At 56.0% G+C, this 21099-nt stretch carries 12 protein-coding genes and 2 pseudogenes; 10 read left to right on the top strand and 4 right to left on the bottom strand.

Annotation, left to right across the window (positions count from 1 at the left end; genetic code table 11):
* Window positions 1-55: 55 nt before the first annotated feature.
* A complete protein-coding gene (locus F3I15_RS11925) occupies window positions 56-1744 on the top strand; it encodes a chloride channel protein (RefSeq protein ID WP_150018061.1) in 1689 nt (562 codons plus the stop codon).
* On the opposite strand, the gene F3I15_RS11920 is transcribed toward F3I15_RS11925, so the two are convergent.
* Window positions 1741-2241 carry a M48 family metallopeptidase gene (locus tag F3I15_RS11920; RefSeq protein ID WP_150018060.1) on the bottom strand — a complete coding sequence of 167 codons (501 nt, stop codon included), beginning with the start codon at window positions 2239-2241 and terminating at the stop codon, window positions 1741-1743. The genes F3I15_RS11925 and F3I15_RS11920 overlap by 4 nt on opposite strands.
* A gap of 82 nt (window positions 2242-2323) precedes the next feature.
* Between F3I15_RS11920 and rlmG the strand changes: the two genes are divergently transcribed.
* The gene (gene rlmG / locus F3I15_RS11915) at window positions 2324-3442 is read left to right on the top strand and encodes a 23S rRNA (guanine(1835)-N(2))-methyltransferase RlmG (RefSeq protein WP_150018059.1); all 1119 of its coding nucleotides are present in this window, start codon (window positions 2324-2326) and stop codon (window positions 3440-3442) included.
* On the opposite strand, the gene F3I15_RS11910 is transcribed toward rlmG, so the two are convergent.
* Complete coding sequence (locus F3I15_RS11910; protein WP_150018058.1) at window positions 3443-5440, bottom strand: NADPH-dependent 2,4-dienoyl-CoA reductase; 1998 nt, start codon at window positions 5438-5440, stop codon at window positions 3443-3445.
* 688 nt (window positions 5441-6128) lie between these two features.
* Between F3I15_RS11910 and F3I15_RS11905 the strand changes: the two genes are divergently transcribed.
* The 3 genes from F3I15_RS11905 (at window position 6129) to idnO (ending at window position 8792) form a co-directional block, all read left to right on the top strand.
* Entirely contained in the window at window positions 6129-6827 is a 699-nt protein-coding gene (locus F3I15_RS11905; RefSeq protein ID WP_223810710.1) for a response regulator transcription factor, read from the top strand.
* 159 nt (window positions 6828-6986) lie between these two features.
* A complete protein-coding gene (gene idnD, locus F3I15_RS11900; protein ID WP_150018057.1) occupies window positions 6987-8018 on the top strand; it encodes an L-idonate 5-dehydrogenase in 1032 nt (343 codons plus the stop codon).
* Between the two features lie 9 nt (window positions 8019-8027).
* Window positions 8028-8792, top strand: a complete 765-nt coding sequence (idnO, locus tag F3I15_RS11895) for a gluconate 5-dehydrogenase (RefSeq protein WP_150018056.1) — start codon at window positions 8028-8030, stop codon at window positions 8790-8792.
* Window positions 8793-8935: 143 nt separating this feature from the next.
* On the opposite strand, the gene F3I15_RS11890 is transcribed toward idnO, so the two are convergent.
* Window positions 8936-9649, bottom strand: a complete 714-nt coding sequence (locus tag F3I15_RS11890) for a polyphenol oxidase family protein (RefSeq protein WP_150018055.1) — start codon at window positions 9647-9649, stop codon at window positions 8936-8938.
* Between the two features lie 931 nt (window positions 9650-10580).
* Between F3I15_RS11890 and F3I15_RS11885 the strand changes: the two genes are divergently transcribed.
* On the top strand, window positions 10581-12056 hold the full coding sequence (locus F3I15_RS11885; RefSeq protein ID WP_150018054.1) for a SulP family inorganic anion transporter: 1476 nt from the start codon (window positions 10581-10583) through the stop codon (window positions 12054-12056).
* Between the two features lie 220 nt (window positions 12057-12276).
* Complete coding sequence (locus F3I15_RS11880) at window positions 12277-13695, top strand: GGDEF domain-containing protein (protein ID WP_094111012.1); 1419 nt, start codon at window positions 12277-12279, stop codon at window positions 13693-13695.
* 7 nt (window positions 13696-13702) lie between these two features.
* Here the strand turns inward: F3I15_RS11880 and F3I15_RS11875 are convergent.
* Window positions 13703-14374, bottom strand: a pseudogene (locus tag F3I15_RS11875) (D-alanine--D-alanine ligase family protein); the annotation flags it as partial.
* Window positions 14375-14508: 134 nt separating this feature from the next.
* Here F3I15_RS11875 and F3I15_RS11870 point away from each other — a divergent pair.
* The 3 genes and pseudogenes from F3I15_RS11870 (at window position 14509) to F3I15_RS11860 (ending at window position 21098) form a co-directional block, all read left to right on the top strand.
* Complete coding sequence (locus F3I15_RS11870) at window positions 14509-16536, top strand: class I SAM-dependent DNA methyltransferase (RefSeq protein ID WP_150018052.1); 2028 nt, start codon at window positions 14509-14511, stop codon at window positions 16534-16536.
* Window positions 16533-17258 (top strand): annotated as a pseudogene (locus F3I15_RS18465) (restriction endonuclease subunit S); the annotation flags it as partial. The gene F3I15_RS11870 and the pseudogene F3I15_RS18465, both read left to right, overlap by 4 nt.
* Window positions 17259-17846: 588 nt before the next feature.
* A complete protein-coding gene (locus tag F3I15_RS11860) occupies window positions 17847-21098 on the top strand; it encodes a type I restriction endonuclease subunit R (protein WP_150018050.1) in 3252 nt (1083 codons plus the stop codon).
* Window position 21099 lies beyond the last annotated feature (1 nt).

Below are 21099 nucleotides of genomic sequence, written 5' to 3'. Positions count from 1 at the left end.
CCGCATTCCAATATAGTGAGCCCTGTGTCTGAAAGCCTGCGAACGGGAGAGCCGGGTGAGCGGAAGCAAACATGCATTAAACTGGACCACGCTGCTGATCGCCATTCCGGTAGGGCTGATAGCCTCGCTGGTGACGCTGGCGTTTCGTGGCATCATCGATGTGATTAACCAGCTGCTGTTTAACAGTGACCATGAGATCACCGTGGCGATGCACGTCTGGCCATGGATCTTCTGGCCGCTGCTGGTGGGCGGCGGGGGCGTGCTGGCGGGCTGGTTCCTGCGCTATGCCGTCGCAATTGAGCAGCAGCAAACGGTAAAAACAGACTACCTGGAAGTGATTAACGCCAGGCTGGATGCCGTGCCGACGCGCACCTCACTGTTTCGCGCGCTCTCTTCAATCGCCAGCATTGGCAGCGGCGCTTCAATCGGTAAAGAGGGGCCGATGGTACAACTCTCAGCGCTCAGCGGCAGTCTGCTGGGACGCTGGCTGCCGGCATCGCTCAATCTGCGCAACAGCGACATTGTGGCCATGGCGGCGGCGGCGGGCCTCTCCTCGGTTTACCACGCGCCGCTTGCTTCGGCCATATTTGTTGCTGAAATTGCTTTTGGTATTTCAGCCCTGCAGCGACTGATCCCGCTGATTGTGGCCTCTGCGGTGGCGGTGATGACCATGTGGGCGCTGGGTTTTCGCAATGCGCTTTATCCGCTTGCCGATACGCTGTTTCAGATGGATGGGGTGAGCCTGCTGATGACAGTGCTGATTGGTCTGGTCGCGGGCGTTGCCGGCTGGCTGCTGATCGCGCTGATTGGCCGCAGCCGGCGGCTATTCAGCCGTGTGCGATCGCTGCCGCTGCGGCTTGGCGCAGGAGGCGTCGCTGTCGGCCTGCTGGCGCTGCTCTCCACGGATATTCTCGGCAATGGCTATGAAGTGATTGTGAAGATCATTGAGGGGCACTATGTCATCACCGGACTGCTGCTGCTGCTGCTGCTCAAAACGCTGGCGACAACCCTCTCCGTAGGCTCAAATGCCGTCGGCGGACTGTTTACGCCCTCGCTGCTGATTGGCGCCCTGCTCGGGGTAATTCTGGCGCAGAGCGCAGCCGCGCTGCAGCTGCCGGTAGGCGACACGCTGCTCTATGCAGCAATAGGCATGGCCGCCGTGCTGGCCGCTGTCAGTCAGGCTCCGCTGATGGCGATGCTGATGGTGCTGGAGATGACGCTTAACAGCAGCCTGCTGTTTCCGCTGATGATCGCCTCGGTGCTGGCTTCGATGGTGGTCTATCGCCTGCAGTCCGCCAGCACCTATCCGGTGGTCAGCCATCACCTGAGCCGTTCTGAAGCCTGGTATGATTTTGACCATATGCGAGTCGATCAACTGATTATTCCTGGTGCAGCGCTGCAGCCGGAAGAGTCGGTCGGACAGGCGCTGGCGGTCAGCTCGCTGAAGCGTGAACGCTATGTTTATGTACTGAATCAGGCGGAGCAGTTTCTGGGCGTGGTCTCCATTCACGAGATCTCACGCAAGGTACTGGCGCAGGAGATCACCCTGGACTCGCCGGTCAGTACCGTTATGGATAGCAACTTTCCCTGCATTTTTCAGGGACAGAGCATGCGCGAAGGGTGGGAGGCGTTTTCACGCGTGACGCTCGAGCGGCTGCCGGTGCTGAATAATCCGCAGGAGCGTCGTTTTATGGGCGCTCTGACCAAAACCAGTCTGATTCAGAAAGCGCAGGAGTTTCTTTAAGCCGCGTTGCCGCGCATCGCCTGATCGGTCATCCACAGGCGCGCGTCAAACTCCAGCTGATGATAATCAGGCTCCATATGGCAGCAGAGCTGATAGAACGCTTTGCTGTGCTCTTTCTCTTTGAGATGGGCAAGTTCGTGCACCACAATCATGCGCAGGAAAGGCTCAGGAGCAAGGCGGAAAAAGGTGGAGATGCGGATCTCCGCTTTGGCTTTCAGGTTGCCGCCCTGTACGCGGGAAATGGCCGTGTGCAGCCCCAGCGCATGCTTCATCACTTTGATTTTATTATCCCAGAGGATTTTGCTTACCGGCGGTGCGCTGCGCATATAGCGATTTTTTATCGCCTGCGTGTAGTCATACAGCGCGCGATCGCTGACCACATCATGCGTCTCAGGATAGCGCTGCTGCAGGAACGCGCCTAATCGCTGATGATCAATCAGCATTTGCACCTGTTCGAGGATATTTTCAGGGTAACCCTGCAGATAAATTAATGACATTGGGATTCCTGACGAAAGACAGTATACTGCGCCCCCCTTTTCAGGGCGAAAATTGCGCAAAGTGTACCACGCCGGAGATCCCATGAGCCAACTTGAACTGACCCATAGCACCCTTACGCTGGAGCGCTTTCCGCCGATGCGCGAAGAGAGCCCGTTACAGGCGTGGGATGCCGCCGATGAATATCTGCTGCAGCAGACGCTGCCGGAAGGTCCGGTGCTGGTGTTCAATGACAGCTTTGGGGCATTAACCTGTGGCCTGCAGGATCGGGAGATCTGGCACGTCAGCGACTCCTGGCTGAGCCAGCAGGCAGCCAGGCAGAATCTGCGCTTAAATGGTTTGTCTGACGATCGCATTCACTTTATTGACAGCCTGAGCGCGCTGCCTGCGGCGCCCGCGGCTGTCTTAATCAAAATTCCCAAAGCGCTGGCGCTGCTGGAGCATCAGCTGCGCGCGCTGCGCAGCGTGGCCACGCCAGAGACGCTGATTCTGGCGGCAGCCAAAGCGAAAGATATTCATAACTCCACCCTGCAGCTGTTTGAGCGAATTCTGGGTGAGAGCAAAACGTCGCTCGCCTGGAAAAAAGCGCGTCTGATCTACAGCCGTTACAGCGCGCCAGCGCTGGCTGAGGCGGCAGAAACTACCGTCTGGCCACTTGATGAGACGCCTTACCAGATCCATAACCACGCCAACGTCTTTTCACGCTCCTCGCTGGATATTGGTGCGCGGCTGTTTATGCAGCATTTACCACACAATATTGAAGGCGAAATCATGGATCTCGGCTGCGGCAACGGCGTGATTGGCTTAATGGCACTGGAGCAGAATCCGCAGGCTGAGGTGCTGTTTTATGATGAATCTTATATGGCGGTCGCATCCAGCGAGCTGAACGTCAGTGTTAACCGCCCGCAGGATCTGTCGCGCTGTCAGTTCCGCGTTAATAATGTGCTGAGCGGTTTTCCCTCCGACCGGCTGCATGCGGTGTTGTGCAATCCGCCGTTTCACCAGCAGCATGCGGTTACCGATCACCTGGCGTGGCAGATGCTGCGCGACGCAAAGCGCTGCCTGCAGTATGGCGGTGAGCTGCGCATCGTGGGCAACCGGCACCTCGGCTATCACCAGAAGATGAAGAAGCTGTTTGGTAACTGCGAACTGGTGGCGTCCAGCGCCAAGTTTGTGGTGCTGCGCGCGGTCAAACTACGCTGATCACAGACTCAGCGCCAGCGCGGTCGCCTGTGCAATAGCCCGCCGCGCGTCCAGCTCCTGCGCCACATCTGCGCCGCCGATCACCCGCACCGGTTTGCCGCGTGCGGCAAGCTCGTCAGCCAGCAGGCGCAGCGGCTCCTGACCGGCGCAAATCACAATATTATCCACGGCCAGCGTGACCGGTTTACCCTGGTGACGCAGATGCAGCCCGGCATCGTCAATGCGCAGATATTCCACATCCCCCCACATCTCTACGCCGTGCGCCTGCAGGCTGGCGCGGTGGATCCAGCCGGTGGTTTTCGCCAGGCCCGCTCCGGGCTTCCCGCCTTTACGCTGCAGCAGCCAGATTTGCCGGCCGGGAGAGGGCGGCCGGGCAGGAACAACGCCGCCGCGCGCCTGCAGCGTGCGATCGATCCCCCAGCGCTGGTAAAAATCCTCTGATGAATGGAGTAAATAGGCGGCCGTATCAAAACCGATGCCGCCTGCGCCGATAATGGCGATGCGCTGGCCCACCGGTTTTTTATGGCGCAGAAGATCCAGATAGCCGATCACGCTGGCATGATTGATGCCGGGAATAGAGAGCTGACGCGGCGTTACGCCGGTAGCAATGATAATTTCATCCGCGTCTGTCAGCTCTTCGGCACAGACCCGGTGGTTAAGCCGCAGCGTCACCTTCGCTGCCGCAAGCTGATGGCGGAAGTAGCGCAGGGTTTCGCTAAACTCCTCTTTACCCGGGATCTGTCGGGCGATACCAAACTGCCCGCCAATCTCCGCCTCCGCTTCATAGAGCGTTACTTTATGCCCGCGCTGAGCCGCCTGCAGGGCAAAAGCCATACCTGCCGGACCGGCACCAACCACAGCCAGCTGCTTCGGCTGCGTGGCCGGCACAACCGGCATCAGGGTTTCGTGGCAGGCGCGCGGATTGACCAGGCAGGATGTCACGTTGCCTGCAAAAATCTGATCGAGGCACGCCTGATTACACGCAATACAGGTATTGATAGCTTCAGGCTGACCCTGCGCCGTTTTGGAGACAAACGCGGCATCCGCCAGAAACGGCCGTGCCATTGAAACCATATCAGCAGTCCCGTCGCGCAGCAGGGCTTCAGCCACGTCAGGGTGGTTGATCCGATTGGTGGCAATCACCGGTACGGATACGCGTTCGCGCAGGTGGCGGGTTACCCATGCAAAGCCGGCTCGCGGGACACAGGTGGCTATCGTCGGGATGCGTGCTTCATGCCAGCCAATACCGCTGTTAAACAGCGTCACGCCACACGCTTCCAGCGCTTCAGCCAGTATCAGCGTTTCGTCCAGCGTGCTGCCGTGCTGCACCAGGTCGAGCAGCGACAGCCGGAAAATAACAATAAAGTCTTCGCCTGTGGCGTGGCGTACCGCCTGCGTCACTTCACGGGCGAAGCGCTGCCGCCGCTGCACATCGCCTCCCCAGGCGTCAGTGCGCTGGTTAGTCTGCGCCGTCAGAAACTGATTAATCAGATACCCCTCGGAGCCCATGATCTCTACGCCATCATAGCCCGCCTGCTGTGCCAGACGGGCGCAGCGGGCAAAATCGGCAATCGTCTGTTCAATTTCGGCTTCGCTCAGCGCATGCGGAGTAAAAGGATTAATAGGCGCCTGGAGTGCGGAAGGGCCTACCAGCGCACGCTGATAGCTGTAGCGTCCGGCGTGCAGGATCTGCAGCGCGATTTTTCCGCCCTGCGCATGGACCGCCGTCGTGATCTGACGATGCCAGCCGCACTGACTTTCATCGGTCAGCATCGCACCACCCTGAGCCACCACACCCTGCGCATTCGGCGCAACGCCGCCGGTTACAATCAGCGCCACGCCCTCGCGTGCGCGCTCAGCATAAAAAGCCGCCAGTCGCTCCGCACCGTCAGGGTGCTCCTCCAGTCCGGTATGCATTGAGCCCATCAGAAAACGATTTTTTAACCGGGTAAATCCCAGATCGAGAGGGGTAAATAAGCAGGGATAGTGCTCGATCATGATCGGGTACTCAAAAGTGGTCGGATGAGTTAACTCTAACGGTAATCGCGCATGATGGAAGAGGGGGACGCTGAGCTTGTGAGAGACGTCAAAAAAAGCAGGGCGGCGGGTTACGTACGAAGTATCAGCTTGTCTTCGTTACGCACGGGAAGGACCGGCGCGCCCTGAAAGGGTCAGAGTACGGGGCTAATGACTTAGCACTTTTTATATATCATCATGGATTCCTTTTTCNTCCGGGTAATTATCAGATCGCGGCAATATCTCTTCATTACAACTCGCCTGCGATTTAAATATTATAGTGGGAAAGTAATCAGGAAATAAGTCTTCAGATAGCGTCAGGCAGAGAATTTATCATTTTAATCGCTATTTTAATGTTATTAATAATGCTTGTTAAACATAGCGAACAGCTGAATGGCGCGATCGGGTGAGTGATATATATTGCGCGCCAGTCCGCACAAATAGCGGCAGCCAGCAGCCGGGGTGCCTCTTTTTCTGGATGGATTATCCTTTATTTTATTTGTGAAGCAGTGAGTTCTATATCTTAATAATTTTATATTTATCGGTTTTATATAATTACCTGAATAATCACATTGTGAAGGTGATTTTCCTGCTATTACCACTGAGTTAACTGAAAAGGTTAAACGATATAGCCCTTTTACCTGTCATATACTTTTAGAGGAGAGGCAGATTGGATTTAAACACTCAGCCAGTCCGTATTGCTGTTCTTGACGGTCATCCTATGATTCGTCTGGTTTTTGAGCTATGTCTGAAAAACCATCCCGATATTCACCTTGTTGCCGCCTGGTCTTCCGGCAGCGAGCTTTTCAGCGCGTTAAGTACGCACAGTGTTGATGTTCTGATTCTGGATTTCCTGCTGGGCGAGCGTGAAATTGACGGCCTGACGCTAATAAAGCAAATACGTAATCACTACCCGATGCAGAAAATGCTGGTTTTAACCTCTGCCGAAAGCCCGGCGGTAACAAGAATGGTACTCCGGGCCGGCGTAAACGGGTTTATCGGTAAAAGCCATCCCTTTGAAGAGGTGCTGGCAGCGGTCAGATCCGTTGCTGAGAATAACCTGTTTTTAGCCACGCACCTTGCTGAAGAGATCCAGACGCTGTATGCCATTTCCGGAAAAAAGGCGGACGATGATTTTGGTATCAGCTGTAAGCCGGTTCTTAACGAAAGAATAAGATTATTAAGCCCGCGTGAAGCAGAAGTGATCCGCTGCTTTCTTGATGGCATGAGCGTTTCACAGATTGCGGCCAAGTTCAGACGAAGCCGGAAGACGGTAAGCGGACAGAAGCAGTCGGCGCTGAAAAAGCTCGGCGTCCGTTCCGATTCGGAACTATTTAAATATAGCCGGGAGCTGCTGGCAGCCCGGTAATCGCGCAGGGCGGCCGCGCCCGGGTGCAGCAACCTGATAGCCAGTTCACGTTCCCGGTAACATCTTTTCTGTAACATCGTTCTGAGTGATGTTCATCACAGTTTTATCCTGTTTAACCCGTTTTTATAGTCATCACATCAGCAGACTCACAGGATAAACATGAATATTGAAACGCAATCCTGCGTTATTACCGGCAAAAAGCAGGTCAGTGTCGCACAGCAGCAGGTGCAATGGGATGGCTCCGGCACGCTGGTGCGTATTACGCGCGGCGGAATCTGTGGCTCCGATCTGCACTACTACCAGGAGGGAAAAGTGGGCAGCTTTGCGCTGCAAATGCCCATGGTACTCGGGCATGAAGTGGTTGGTTACGTCATTGAAAGCGACGATCCCCGCCTGCAGCCGCAGCAAAAAGTGGCTGTCAATCCGGCTAAACCCTGCGGTGAATGCAAATATTGTCAGCGCCAGCAGGAGAACCAGTGTACCGCCATGCGCTTTTTTGGCAGTGCAATGTATCTCCCGCACGTCGATGGCGGATTTACCCGGCACAAAGTGGTGGCGAGCAGCCAGTGCGTGCCTTTTCCACAGGATGCCGATGAAAAGGTGATGGTGTTTGCTGAGCCGCTCGCGGTCTGCATTCACGCCACGCATCAGGCTGGCGATCTTACCGGTAAGCGTATCTTTATCTCCGGTACCGGGCCAATTGGCTGTCTGATTGCCGCTGCCGCGCAGGCGCGTGGTGCTGCAGAGGTTGTCTGCAGCGATATCAGTGAACGTTCGCTGGAGATGGCGCAGCAAATGGGTGCCACGCAAATAGTTAACGCGGCAAGCGGCGATTTCACCGGCTGGATGGCGGATAAGGGTTACTTCGATGTTGCGTTTGAAGCGTCCGGCCATCCGGCGTCATTGCAGCGCTGCCTGGAAGTTGTGTGTGCCAGAGGCACGGTGGTGCAGGTAGGAATGGGCGGCGCATTTCCTGATTTCCCTCTCATGACGCTGATTGCCAAAGAGATAAATCTGACAGGGTCGTTCCGTTTTACGCATGAATTCAATACGGCAGTTGAGTGGCTGGCGCAGGGCGTTATCAACCCGCTGCCGCTCTACAGCGGAGAATACCCGCTTCAGGATAGTGATGCGGCGCTGCAGTTTGCCAGCGATAAAACCCGCGCGGCAAAAGTTCAGCTGACTTTTTAGGGAGATACTATGAACGCACTTTTTTCTCTGGCCGGCAAGCGTGTACTGCTGACCGGTTCAGCACGCGGTATCGGCTTTCTGCTGGCGCAGGGCCTGGGTGAAGCCGGCGCCGAAGTGATTATTAACGCGACCACAGCTGAAGGAGCTGAGCGCGCCGCCGCCGCCCTGCGTGAGCAGGGGATCACAGCCCGTGCCAAAGCGTTTGACGTAACCGATTCCGGCGCGGTGCATCAGGCGATCGATGAAATTGAAGCGCAGTGGGGCGCCATCGATATTCTGGTAAATAACGCCGGCATCCAGCGTCGGCGGCCTTTTCTGGAGTTTCCGGAGCAGGACTGGCATGACGTAATTGCGGTAAACCAGACCGCCGTGTTTTTGGTCTCGCAAAAAGTGGCGCAGCAGATGGTAACGCGCCAGCGCGGCAAAATTATCAATATCGGTTCAATGCAGAGTGAGCTGGGCCGCGACACCATCACGCCTTATGCGGCCTCTAAAGGGGCGGTCACCATGCTGACGCGGGGAATGTGCGTCGAGCTGGCGCGCTACAATATTCAGGTTAATGCGATTGCGCCGGGCTACTTTGTCACCGAGATGACGCAGCCGCTGGCTGACGATCCCGCGTTTACCGGCTGGCTGACTAAGCGTACGCCTGCTGCGCGCTGGGGTAAGCCGGAAGAGCTGATTGGTGCCGCCATCTTTCTGGCCTCTGCCGCCTCAGATTTCGTTAATGGCCATCTGCTGTTTGTCGATGGCGGTATGCGCGTAGCCGTGTAGTGCGTGGCCGGAGAGCCTGCCTGACAATATTTCAAACAGTGGAGATTCAGAAGGAAGCGCCAATCTCACCGCCTGGAGGCGCGGCTCCGCTGACGCTTAGCGCGCTTATCCACTGACCGGCCGTTCACAGGGCGGTAAAGCGATTAACGACGGCGGATCCACGAAAAGCGCGACTGGTATCCGATACTGAAGTGGGTATTGCGCCGGTAGCTGGATCCCGCCTCGGCCATACAGTAGGTACACACGTTGACCACATCAATCTGTGCCGGCGCGAGTCCGCGCTGCAGCAGGATGCTGCGCGCCAGCCCGGGCAGGCTGAACCACACCCCCTGCTGCTGCGCCAGCGCCTGCGCACGTACCGCCTGCGAATTCACGGGTTGCTGATGCGTCCACTGCAGCGGCGGCAGATCGCTGCGCTGCTGCATCTGGCGGATACGATCCTCGCCCAGCTCATAACAGCAGGGGCCAATGGCCGGACCGATAGCGACGCAAAGCGTATCGATCCTTGCGCCGCGTGCCAGCAGGGCATCCAGCGCGCTTTGCAGAATTCCGCTCAGCGTGCCGTTCAGCCCGGCATGGATCGCCGCCACCTGCTGCTGCACGGGATCGGCAAACAGCACCGGCAGACAGTCGGCAGTGTAAACCGCTACCGGACGGTTATCTTCAGCAATCACACCGTCAGATTCACAGCTTTTTGGCGGCCGGTTTTGTCCCGATAACACCACGCGGGCGCTGTGACGCTGATGCCCGTAAGCGGCAGCCTCAGGTGCAGGCAGGCCCGCAGGCTGAAAGGCATACTCCAGCCATGTCAGGCTATCCAGCAGCACTGAACGCGGACCGCAGATTCTACTCTCCATACTTCTCTCCTGTGACCTGAACGTAACTGGCGACTGCGCACAGCTTACGTTAACCGGTACGTTTTTACAGCGCTCCGGCAGATATCTTTCTCATCACGGCTAACGTTATGCGTTCGGCTTATGACTGCCCCTATCGCAGCGCTGTGCTTCACGATGGCCTGCGCTGAGATTGCCGGGCAGAGCCGGAGTAACTGCATAAAAGAGTGGGACGGTAAATAATTTGACCGCTGAAAAAACATCCGGCAGCGCAGGGGATTACGTTTTACCGTCAGAGCCACGCATATTTACATTTTGCGTTAGCTGCCAGGCGCTGGTGGCATTTCACAATATATAACCTGATTTTACGCCAGCGATGGGTGAATAGTTCTGATTTCTTCCGCGCATTACAGATTATTGCGCTAAGCATTAATTTTAATAACTAAGAACTATCCTGGTTATAGTGCGATTATTCACCAGCGCGGTGCACGCTGCTGCCCGATAATATGTATATTTTTGTCAGCCGGCTTCGTACTTTATTTTTCATGAGTTTTTACCCATTGAAATATAATAGCTTTAACTAATTATCCTCTTTTAAATATGCTTGCTTAAACTGACTTATTAATTACTTTTCCTGACTTTTATTTTACAAAACGGCTGCCGTCCCGCGGCGTTAAATAATAAAGATGCAACTTAAATCTTAAGCGGCTATAACCAATTTTTGTGAGGTGAAGCTGCTTTGTCCCCGCTGCGGAGGTTTACGGCCTCCTGCTCAGAGGGCGTTTATTATCTGCAAATCAGATACGCAGGCATAAAGAGAAGATGATTGTGATGATACAAAAACCGTTATCAGTGAAATATCGCGGCGCCGTTTTGCCGCGTCATAAATATAGCGCAGGTTGTGCTGAACACTACCCGCGTCATCTGTACCGCAATCAGCTGAGGATTATGTGCCATGAACGTTAAAACACTGCGGCAGGATATTCCGGCCGGGCTGGTGGTATTTCTGGTGGCGCTGCCGCTCTGCCTGGGCATTGCTCAGGCCAGCGGTCTGCCGCCTTTCGCCGGTCTGCTTACCGGTGTGATTGGCGGGCTGCTGGTAACCGCGCTGAGTCCGTCGCGTTTTGCAGTCAGCGGCCCGGCAGCAGGGCTGGTAACGATTGTGGTGGCGTCCATCCAGACGCTGGGCAGTTTTTCTGCTTTTCTGACTGCGCTGATTCTGGCAGGTGTCCTGCAGTGCCTGCTGGGCCTGCTGCGCGCCGGGCGGTTTATCGCGCTGGTGCCCGGCAGCGTGATTAAAGGCATGCTGGCCGCAATCGGCATTTTACTGATTATGCAGCAGATCCCGGTGGCGCTGGGCGCAGCCGGAGAGGGTGGGCTGGGGGCGCTGATGTCAGGCAATGTAGCGTTCTCAGCCAGTGCTATTGGGGTAGCAGCCGCGGGCCTGCTGACGCTCTGGCTCTGGACCACGCCGCTGGTTAAGTCAGTCAGGGTGCTCAGCTGGATCCCCGGTCCGCTGGTGGCGGTGCTGATTGGCTGTATGGCAACCCTCGCCGGAGACCGCCTCTTTCCGGCGCTGGGCGACGGGTTACCGCGTATCGTACTGCCTGCGTTTGACAGCCTTAGCGCGCTGGCCGCTGAGCTGGAAACGCCGGACTGGCTGGCGTGGCAAAATCCCGCCGTCTGGGTGGTAGCGGTCACGCTGGCGCTGGTCGCCAGCCTGGAGACGCTGCTTAGCCAGGAGGCGCTGAAAAAACTGCGTCCGCAGTATCCGGCTCCCTCGCCTGATAAAGAGATGGTGGCGCAGGGAATAGGTAACTTAACGGCAGGGTTACTGGGCGCAATGCCGATTACCGCCGTCATTGTTCGCAGTTCGGTTAACGTCAGCGTCGGTGCACAGAGTAAACTCTCAATTCTGATCCATGGCGTCCTACTGCTGGTCTGCGGCCTGTGGTTCAGCTCGCTGCTCAACGCGATCCCGCTGGCCAGCCTGGCCGCCGTGCTGCTTTATACCGGCTACAAGCTGGCGACGCCGCGCCTGTTTGCTGAGCAGATCCGGATGGGGTGGGCGCAGTCGGTGCCTTTTCTGGCCACGATTGGCGGCATCATCCTGCTGGGGATGCTGGCCGGTATTTTCCTCGGGATCGCCGTGCAGATCCTCTGCAGCATCTATCAGAGTCACCGCAATGCGCTGCAGCTGACCCGCCATGACGATCACTATGTGCTGCGCTTTCATCAGAACCTGACCTTTATGCATAACCCTAAGCTGCAGGGCGTGCTGGCAGAAATTCCGGAGAACAGCCTGGTGATTGTGGAGCAGGGTAACGCTGAATATCTCGATCCGGATGTGAAAGCGGTTCTGCGTGACTTTGGTGAGAATGCGCCGGAGCGGGGCATACGGCTGAGCCAGTGGCCGGTAGCCGTTAAGTAAGTGATTATGCCCGGCAAAAATCGGATATCACGGGTAGACGGTTTTTGTTCGGGCGCGGCATAATCGGCGGCAGAACGTCTGCAGGCCGGATGCCTTAGCCAGCCGAACAGGAGAGTAAACCCGAACCTGTTCGCTGAATTGGCACCGCGCGATGTGATGTTCAATAAAAGGGGGTGCCACTGCAACGCGGCAACGATTTCAGGTTACAGGATGCGGATGAATGCGCGTTTCGCTGTTTGATGAACATAACGATAAGAAAAATGCTCTCACGCTGTTCTTAATTACGCTCTTTTTCTGTTTTCTTGGCAGCCACCTGCGGGTTCCTGAAGAGTTTTCACTATTCTGGCCCGTCAATGCGCTGATTGCCGGGCTGATTGTCCGTCAGCCTTTTCTGCATACGCCCTCCAGCTATCTTGTTGCTCTGGCCGCGATGATTTTTAACGACACGGTCTTTTCAGGCTGGGCCTTTGCTGCTGTCACGATCAATATCGCCAATATTCTGTTTACGCTTGTCGCGGTCTGTATGCTGATCAGACCGTTGCAGACACCGGCTGCCAGCAGTCAGGTCGTCAACGCGATGCGCATTTTTCCCGCCTGTCTACTCGGGGCCGCTGCCTGTGCGACCTGGGGCGCCTGGGCGCAGGGCATCGATTTCAATGCGCGCTTTGTGGTCGCATGGGCTGACTGGTTCAGCGAACAGATCTCGACCTCGCTGATGCTGCTGCCCGTTATGCTGGCCCGCCCGCTGCGCAGCGTCTCTCTGCGTCAGCTGCTGACGCCGGCGACGCTGCTGCCGCTGCTCGCCGTGGTGCTGTCGCTGACAGCGGGCGCGCTGATTGGCGGTGCCGGCAGTCTGACCTTTCCGGTGCCGGCGCTGATCTGGTGTGCGATTGTGCTGCCTATGCCGGTCACCAGCGTGGTGATCCTGCTGACCGGTATTACAGAGATCGTGCTGGTTTCTCACGGCGTGATGAACATTCAGGGTAACGACGCGCTGTTGCCGATTGGCCACCTCACGTCGGCACGCCTCGGGGTGGCGACCGTTGCACTGAGCCCGCTGCTGGTAGCGGTCAGTATGGACGCTATCCGCCAGCTGAATCAGCGTCTGGCGCTGCGGGCAAACGTCGATGTGCTGACGCAGCAGCTGTCGCGCTCCGGCCTGTATGAACAGCTGAAACAGATGCCGTTTTCTCTGCAGCGCCATACCGGCGTGATCATGCTGGATGTCGATTACTTCAAAACCATTAACGACAACTTCGGACACGACGCCGGTGACAGCGTGCTGGAAGAGATTGGACGTCGCATTCAGCAGGTGGCGCAGCAGCAGGGCATGATCTGCCGCTTTGGCGGCGAAGAGTTTGTGATTGTGGTGTTTGATGCCGTGCCGGAACAGCTCTACCGGCTGGCGGAGTCCGTGCGTCAGGCGCTGGCGCGCGAAAAGTTCTGGATCAAAGGAAACAGCGTGACGGTGACGGCCAGCATGGGCCTTGCGTGGGATTGCGCGCGGCACGAGCGGGAGTGGCCGGAGGTGATCAACCGGCTGATTTCCGCAGCAGATAAACATCTCTATAGCGCCAAGCGCAACGGACGTAACCAGGTGGCGCCCGCCGCCGCGCTGAGCGCCAGTCATGTGGCCTGAGCGTTGCTTACATCGTGCTGGCTAAGCGCTGACGCTGCTGATGTCGCGCCTGCGCCAGCTCAATCAGGCGGCAGATCAGATCGCGATAGCTCAGATCTGCCGCCTGCCACAGCTTGGGATACATGCTGATATTGGTAAAGCCGGGCAGGGTATTCACTTCGTTCACCACGATCTCGTCGCGATCCGTCAGAAACACATCGACACGCGCCATGCCAAAACATTCGAGCGCTTTGAAGGCGGCCAGCGCGGTTGCCTGAATAGCCGCGCTGTTTTCCCGGCTGATGTTTGCCGGCACCACCACCTGCGCACCGCTGGCGTTGATATATTTGGTGTCATAGGCGTAGAACGCATCCTGCACCACCACTTCTCCGCACGGGCTCGCTTCCGGCGCGTCGTTACCCAGCACCGCGCACTCAATCTCACGCCCGTCAATCCCTGTTTCAATCAGGATTTTGCGGTCAAAACGGAACGCCAGATCGGCAGCAGCGTTAAACTCAGCGGCATCGGTAACTTTGCTGACGCCCACCGACGATCCCTGATTAGCCGGTTTGATAAACAGCGGCAGGCCCAGCTGCGCAATGACCGCTGCCGCGTCCAGCGTGTCGCGCTCTGCCTGCGTTACGCTGATCCACGGCGCAACGCGAAGGCCGGCATCACGCAGCAGACGCTTGGTAAAATCGGCTATTTGCAATATAAGGTTGGATTCTGTCTGAGTAGTTAAACTGGAATTAACCTCCCTTTTGTGCAAAAGGTGGTTGACAATCACTTGCTTGAAATTGTACTGTTTTGTGCAAAAGGTGGTTGGAGGCCAGAATGAACGAATTTACGGGATCGGCAGCTTCACAGGCTGACTTTATTTGGAAGAACGCGGAAGACCTGTGGGGGGACTTCAAGCATACGGACTTTGGCAAGATCATTTTGCCGTTTACCTTGCTGCGCCGCCTGGAGTGTGCGCTGGAGCCGACCCGCGAGGCGGTGAGAGAAGCGCATGACGCTTTCAAGGATGCCGATGTTGAGCTGGATACCATTCTGCGCTCAACCGCTGGATACCCCTTCTACAACACCTCTGAATACTCCCTTGGCACCCTGGGTAGCACCAAGACGCGCCGCAATCTGGAAGACTACATCGCACTGTTTTCGGATAACGCCCGCGCTATCTTCGAGGAGTTTGAGTTTGGCAATACGGTGATCCGGCTGGAGAAAGCGGGCTTGCTGTACAAGATTTGCCAGAACTTCGCCAAGATCGACCTGCACCCGGACGTGGTGCCGGATCGGGTGATGAGTAACATCTACGAACACCTGATTCGCCGCTTTGGTGCCGAGGTCAATGAAGGGGCCGAGGACTTCATGACGCCGCGTGACATCGTTCACTTGGCGACCGCATTGCTGCTTGACCCGGATGATGCCCTGTTTGAGGCCAGCCCCGGTTTGATTCGTACCCTGTATGACCCGACCTGTGGCACGGGTGGCTTCCTCACCGATGCCATGAACCATGTGAGCGACTACGGTAACCGCGACAAGATCCCGCCAGTGCTGGTGCCGCACGGGCAGGAATTGGAGCCGGAAACCCATGCGGTTTGTGTGGCTGGTATGCTGATCCGCCGTTTGGAGTCCGACCCTGGCCGCGATCTGTCGAAGAACATTCGTCAGGGCAGCACGCTGTCCAACGACCAGTTTGCCGGTGAGCGTTTCCACTACTGCCTGTCCAATCCGCCTTTTGGCAAGAAATGGGAGAAGGACAAAACCGCCGTCGAAGCTGAACACAAAAAAGGCGAGCTGGGCCGATTTGGGCCGGGCCTGCCGAAAATCAGCGATGGCTCCATGCTGTTTTTGATGCACCTGGCGAGCAAGCTGGAACTGCCGATCAACGGCGGTGGCCGCGCCGCTATCGTGCTGTCGGGTTCGCCACTGTTTAACGGCGGTGCCGCGTCTGGCGAATCGGAAATCCGCCGCTGGTTGCTGGAAAACGACCTGATTGAAGCCATTGTGGCTCTGCCAACGGATCTGTTCTTCCGCACCAATATCGCCACCTACCTGTGGATTCTGTCCAACAAGAAGCCGCAGGAGCGCAAAAGCAAGGTGCAGTTGATCAACGCCACCGACCTGTGGACTTCAATCCGCAACGAGGGCAACAAGCGCCGTATTGTCAGCGATGAGCAGCGCCGCCAGATTCTGGACATCTACGCCGCAGGCGAAACCGGTGCGCTTTCCCAGATGCTCGACTACCGTACCTTTGGCTACCGCCGTATCAAGGTCCTGCGCCCGCTGCGCATGACCCTGGAGCTGGATAAGGTGGGCATGGAGAGGCTGGAAGCCGAAGCTGCCTGGGAAAAGCTCTCTGACGCGCATCAGACATTCTGGCGCGAAGCCCTCAAGCCGCTGATCGGGCAAACGCAGCCCTATAGCTGGACAGAAACCTTTGTTAGGAACTCGATCAAGTCCGACGAAGCCAAGCAGCTCAAGGTCAAATCCAACAAGACATTGATCACCGCGCTGATCAATGCCTTTGGTCACAAAGACCCGAAAGCCGAGCCAGTCACGGATTCCAACGGCGAGCTGGTGCCAGACACAGATTTAACTGATTACGAGAACGTCCCCTATCTGGAGGACATCGACGACTACTTTGCCCGCGAAGTGCTTCCTCATGTGCCGGATGCCTGGCTGGATGAGAGCTTTACCGATGCCAGGGATGGTCAATTGGGCCGCGTTGGCTACGAGATCAACTTCAACCGCTTCTTCTACCAGTACCAGCCGCCGCGCAAGCTGCATGATATTGATGAAGACCTGAAGCAGGTAGAAGCCGAGATTGCGGCACTACTGGCTGAGGTGGCCAGCGAATGAGCCAGTATAAAGCGTATCCCGCGTACAAGGATTCCGGCGTAGAGTGGATTGGACAAGTGCCAGAAGAATGGAAAACAGGAAAATTGAAGCACCTAGGAACTTTAAAAGGAGGCTCTGGATTTCCAATTGATATGCAGGGGCGGCCTGATAATGAACTACCATTCTATAAGGTAGGTGATTTATCAAAATCACAAGATAACATCTCGTTGATTGGGTCTTCTAATACAATATCAAGAAGCGAAGCTAAAGATTTGGGGGCGACTGTATTTCCAAATAACACAATCGCATGGGCAAAAATTGGGGCTGCTTTATTACTTAATCGAAGAAGAATTTCAAGGACAGCATGTTGTTTAGACAATAACATGACAGGATTTATAGTTGACTCTAAAAAGGTTCCTGTTAAGTACGCTTTTTATTTGATGAATGCTATAGATTTTTCGTTCTTTGCTAGACCAGGAGCAGTTCCAAGTTTGTCTGAAGGCGAGCAATCTTCCATTCCAATTGCAATCCCATCTTATGAAGAAAGTCTTACCATCGCCGCCACCCTCGACCGCGAAACCGCCCGTATTGATGCGCTTATCGAGAAGAAAACCCGCTTTATCGAGTTGCTGAAGGAAAAGCGCCTGGCGCTGATTACCCATGCTGTCACCAAGGGCCTAGACTCCAACGCGAAGATGAAGGATTCAGGCGTTGAGTGGATTGGGCAGGTGCCGGAGCATTGGGAGGTCGTTCCAAGCACATGGCTATTTGTCGAAAGTAAAGAGCGAGCGCACGAGGACGACCAGCATCTTTCAGCAACTCAAAAATATGGGGTTATTTCTCTAGCAGAGTATGAACAGCTAGAAGGGCGGCAAGTCACCCATGCAGTGAAAAACCTGGAACAACGCAAACACGTTGAACTGGACGATTTTGTCATCAGCATGAGGAGCTTCCAGGGTGGTATTGAGAGAGTCAAAGCTCTTGGGTGTGTTCGCTCGTCTTACGTTGTTATACAGGCGGGAGATGGTGCAGATAAGAATTATTTTGCCTACCTGTTCAAGTCTGGATCGTACATACAAGGATTGCAGGCCACATCGAGTTTTATTCGTGATGGACAGGATCTTAACTATGGCAATTTTCGCCAAGTTAGACTCCCAAAGCCTGGCTCGGATGAACAAATGCAAATTGCAAAATTCTTGGATCAGGAAACGGCGAGGATTGATGCTCTTGCAAGAACAACAGAACAAAGTATCACCCTGCTCAAAGAACGCCGCGCCGCCTTTATCACCGCCGCTGTCACCGGCCAGATTGATTTGCGAGGAAAACAATAAATGCAATCAGCAGCACATCAGGAAAAACACTTCCAGCAATACATCATCGACCGGTTGGTAGAACAGGGCTGGAAGCTGGGTGATTCCAAGTTCTACGACACCGAGCGGGCGGTGTACCCCGAGGACCTGGAAAGCTGGATCAAAACCAGCGGCCAGCAGGAAAAATGGAACAAGCTGGAACGGCTCAACGGGGTAAAAACCTTTGAAGTGCTGATGGATCGCTTGGATAAAGCACTGGAGAAACAAGGCACCATGCAGGTGTTGCGCCAGGGCTTTTCCATTGCCGGTTGCGGCCTGATCGAGATGACCGAGGCCGCACCGGAAGACAAGCGCAATGCAGCAGTCATTGAGCGCTACCAGGCCAATATCCTGCGCGTGGTGCCGGAGCTGAAGTATCACCCGGCCCGTGAATTTGCCATTGATCTGGTGCTGTTTATCAACGGTCTACCGGTGGCAACCGTCGAACTGAAGACCGACTTCACCCAGTCCTGCGAAGCGGCCATGGATCAGTACCGCAATGATCGCCTGCCGTATGACGCCAAGACCAAACGCCGGGAGCCATTGCTGACCTTCAAGCGTGGGGCGGTGGTGCATTTCGCCATGTCCGACTCTGAAATCATGATGGCGACCAAGCTGGATGGAGAAAACACCTTTTTNTTCAATAAGGGGCGCAAGGACGAAAGCGGCACGGTACATGCGGGTAACCCGCCAGGTGAGATTAAGGCCGATGGTACCCAGGAATACCCGGTAGCCTACTTCTGGGAGGCGGTCTGCCAGCCGGATGCCTGGCTGCGGATTTTCCATAGCTTTGTCTACGTCGAGAAAAAGGACGTGGTGGATATTCAGGGCAACTGGTCGAAGAAAGAAACCCTGATTTTCCCGCGCTTCCACCAATGGACGGCAGTGAACCAGATGCTGGCCGATGCCCGCGAAAACGGCGCAGGCATGACCTACCTGTGTGACCACAGCGCCGGTTCCGGCAAGACCAGCACCATTTCCTGGACGGCCCATGACTTGGTGAAACTGCGCGAAGATAACGGCGACGCGGTATTTAACAGCGTGATCATTGTCACTGACCGCAATGTGCTGGACGGCCAGCTCCAGGACGCGGTGAAGCAGATTGACCATCAGTTTGGGGTGATCGCCGCCATTGACCGGCAGAAGTCATCCAAGTCCAAGAGCAAGCAGCTTTCGGAGGCATTGTTGTCTGGCACGCCGATTGTGGTGGTCACGATCCAGACCTTCCCTTACGCGATGGAAGCCATCATCACTGACAAGGCCCTGAAAGGGAAAAACTTTGCTGTGATCATTGATGAGGCGCATAACTCGCAGACAGGCTCTACCGCCGCTAAGCTGCAAGCCGCGCTGGGGATGAGCGGACAAGGCAAGATGTCCACCATGACGGTGGATGAACTGCTGGAGCAACTGCAAAAGTCCCGCGCCCGCCCGGACAATATCAGCTACTTCGCCTTTACCGGCACGCCCAAGCACTCCACTTTGATGCTGTTCGGTCGCCCGACAGATCCAAGCCAACCGGCCTCGGACGATAACCCGCCGCAAGCCTTCCACCTGTACACCATGCGCCAGGCAATTGAGGAGAAATTCATTCTCGATGTGTTGAACGGCTATGTGCCCTACAAAACGGCCTTCAACCTTTCCAAGCAGCTTGAAGACAGCAAGCGGGTGAGCGGCAAGGCCGCCAAACGCGCCCTGGCACAGTGGATGTCATTGCACCCCACCAATGTGACCCAGAAGGTGCAGTTTATCGTTGAGCACTTCACCAAGAACGTCGCCCACCGGCTGGATGGCAAGGCCAAGGCGATGGTCGTGACCAGCTCCCGTGCCGCTGCCATTCGCTACAAGAAGGCGTTTGACCGCTATATCGAGCAGCACAGCGAGTACGGCTTTATTCATTCACTGGTGGCCTTCTCCGGCAAGATGACCGGTGAGCAGGTGATGCACCAGGATGATGGCGAGTTCAAGGACGATGTGTTTATCGTCGATGAGAACGAGGAGTTCACCGAGCAGAGCATGAACCCGGATGTCCACGGGCAGGATTTGCGCTTTGCCTTTGACCGCCCGGAATACCGGGTGATGTTGGTGGCCGACAAGTTCCAGACCGGCTTTGACCAGCCCAAACTCGTCGCCATGTATGTGGACAAGAAAATCGCCAACCATGTGGAGATTGTGCAGACCTTCGCCCGCCTGAACCGGACGGCACCAGGCAAGGATGAGGTCTTTATCATCGACTTCGTGAACGACCCGGAGAACGTGCGCAAGGCCTTTGCCACCTATGACAAGGGCGCTCACATCGGCGAAGTGCAAGACCTCAATGTGGTCTACGAGATCAAAGAGCGACTGGACGAGCACGGCCTGTACGACGAGAAGGACTTGGCCGCGTTCAAGGAAGCCCGCTTCAAGACCATCCGCGATATCACCCATACTAAATCGCCGCAGCACAAGGCGCTGTATGCCGCTACGGCTGGAGCGACGGCCTTGTATAACGACAAGATGAAAATGCTGCGCGATGGCATGGCAACCTGGGAAGCAGCGTTTGAGAAGGCCCGCGCCAAGGGTGATGAGGCGGGCATGAAGTCTGCCGATCACCACCAGGATGAGTATGCCGAGCAAATCAAGGCGCTGATGGGCTTCAAGTCGGACCTGGGGCGCTTCTGCCGTACCTATTCCTATATCGCCCAACTGATTGATTTTGGCGACCCGGAGTTGGAGAACTTTGCCGCTTTCGCCAAGCTGCTGCAAAAGCGCCTGCTGCACGAAGCACCGGAAACCGTGGACTTGACAGGCCTGGTGCTTACTGGCTTCGACATCAATGCTCGACCCGATGACGTAGAAGACGAAGGCAAAACTCCGGTATTGCAACCAGCAGGTGCAGGCGGTGGTGGCGCGGCAGGCGACAAGCCGAAATTCGTCAAAGAGATTATCGAGAGGCTCAACAGCCTGTTTGGTGAGGCGACGCCGATCCAGGATCAGGTGGCTTTCGTTAATCAGATTTCAGCGATTGCCGGTGAAAGCGATGTCGTCATGGCTCAGGTGGAAAGCAACACCCGTGAGCAGGCCATGAAAGGCAACCTCCCTGGCGCTGTTCAGCAAGCGGTTGTTCGTGCTTTGTCCAGTCATCAGAAGCTGGCAACCCAGGTGCTCAAGTCTGACCGTCAGGGCATGACCGCATTGATTGATATGGTGTATGACCTGCTGCGCGAAGGCAAAGACATCGACCTGGATATGGATTAAG

Origin of the sequence: Pantoea sp. M_9 (genome assembly GCF_008631385.1) — a bacterium.
GTDB lineage: Bacteria > Pseudomonadota > Gammaproteobacteria > Enterobacterales > Enterobacteriaceae > Pantoea > Pantoea eucrina.
This window is presented reverse-complemented; position numbering and strand designations above follow the sequence as displayed.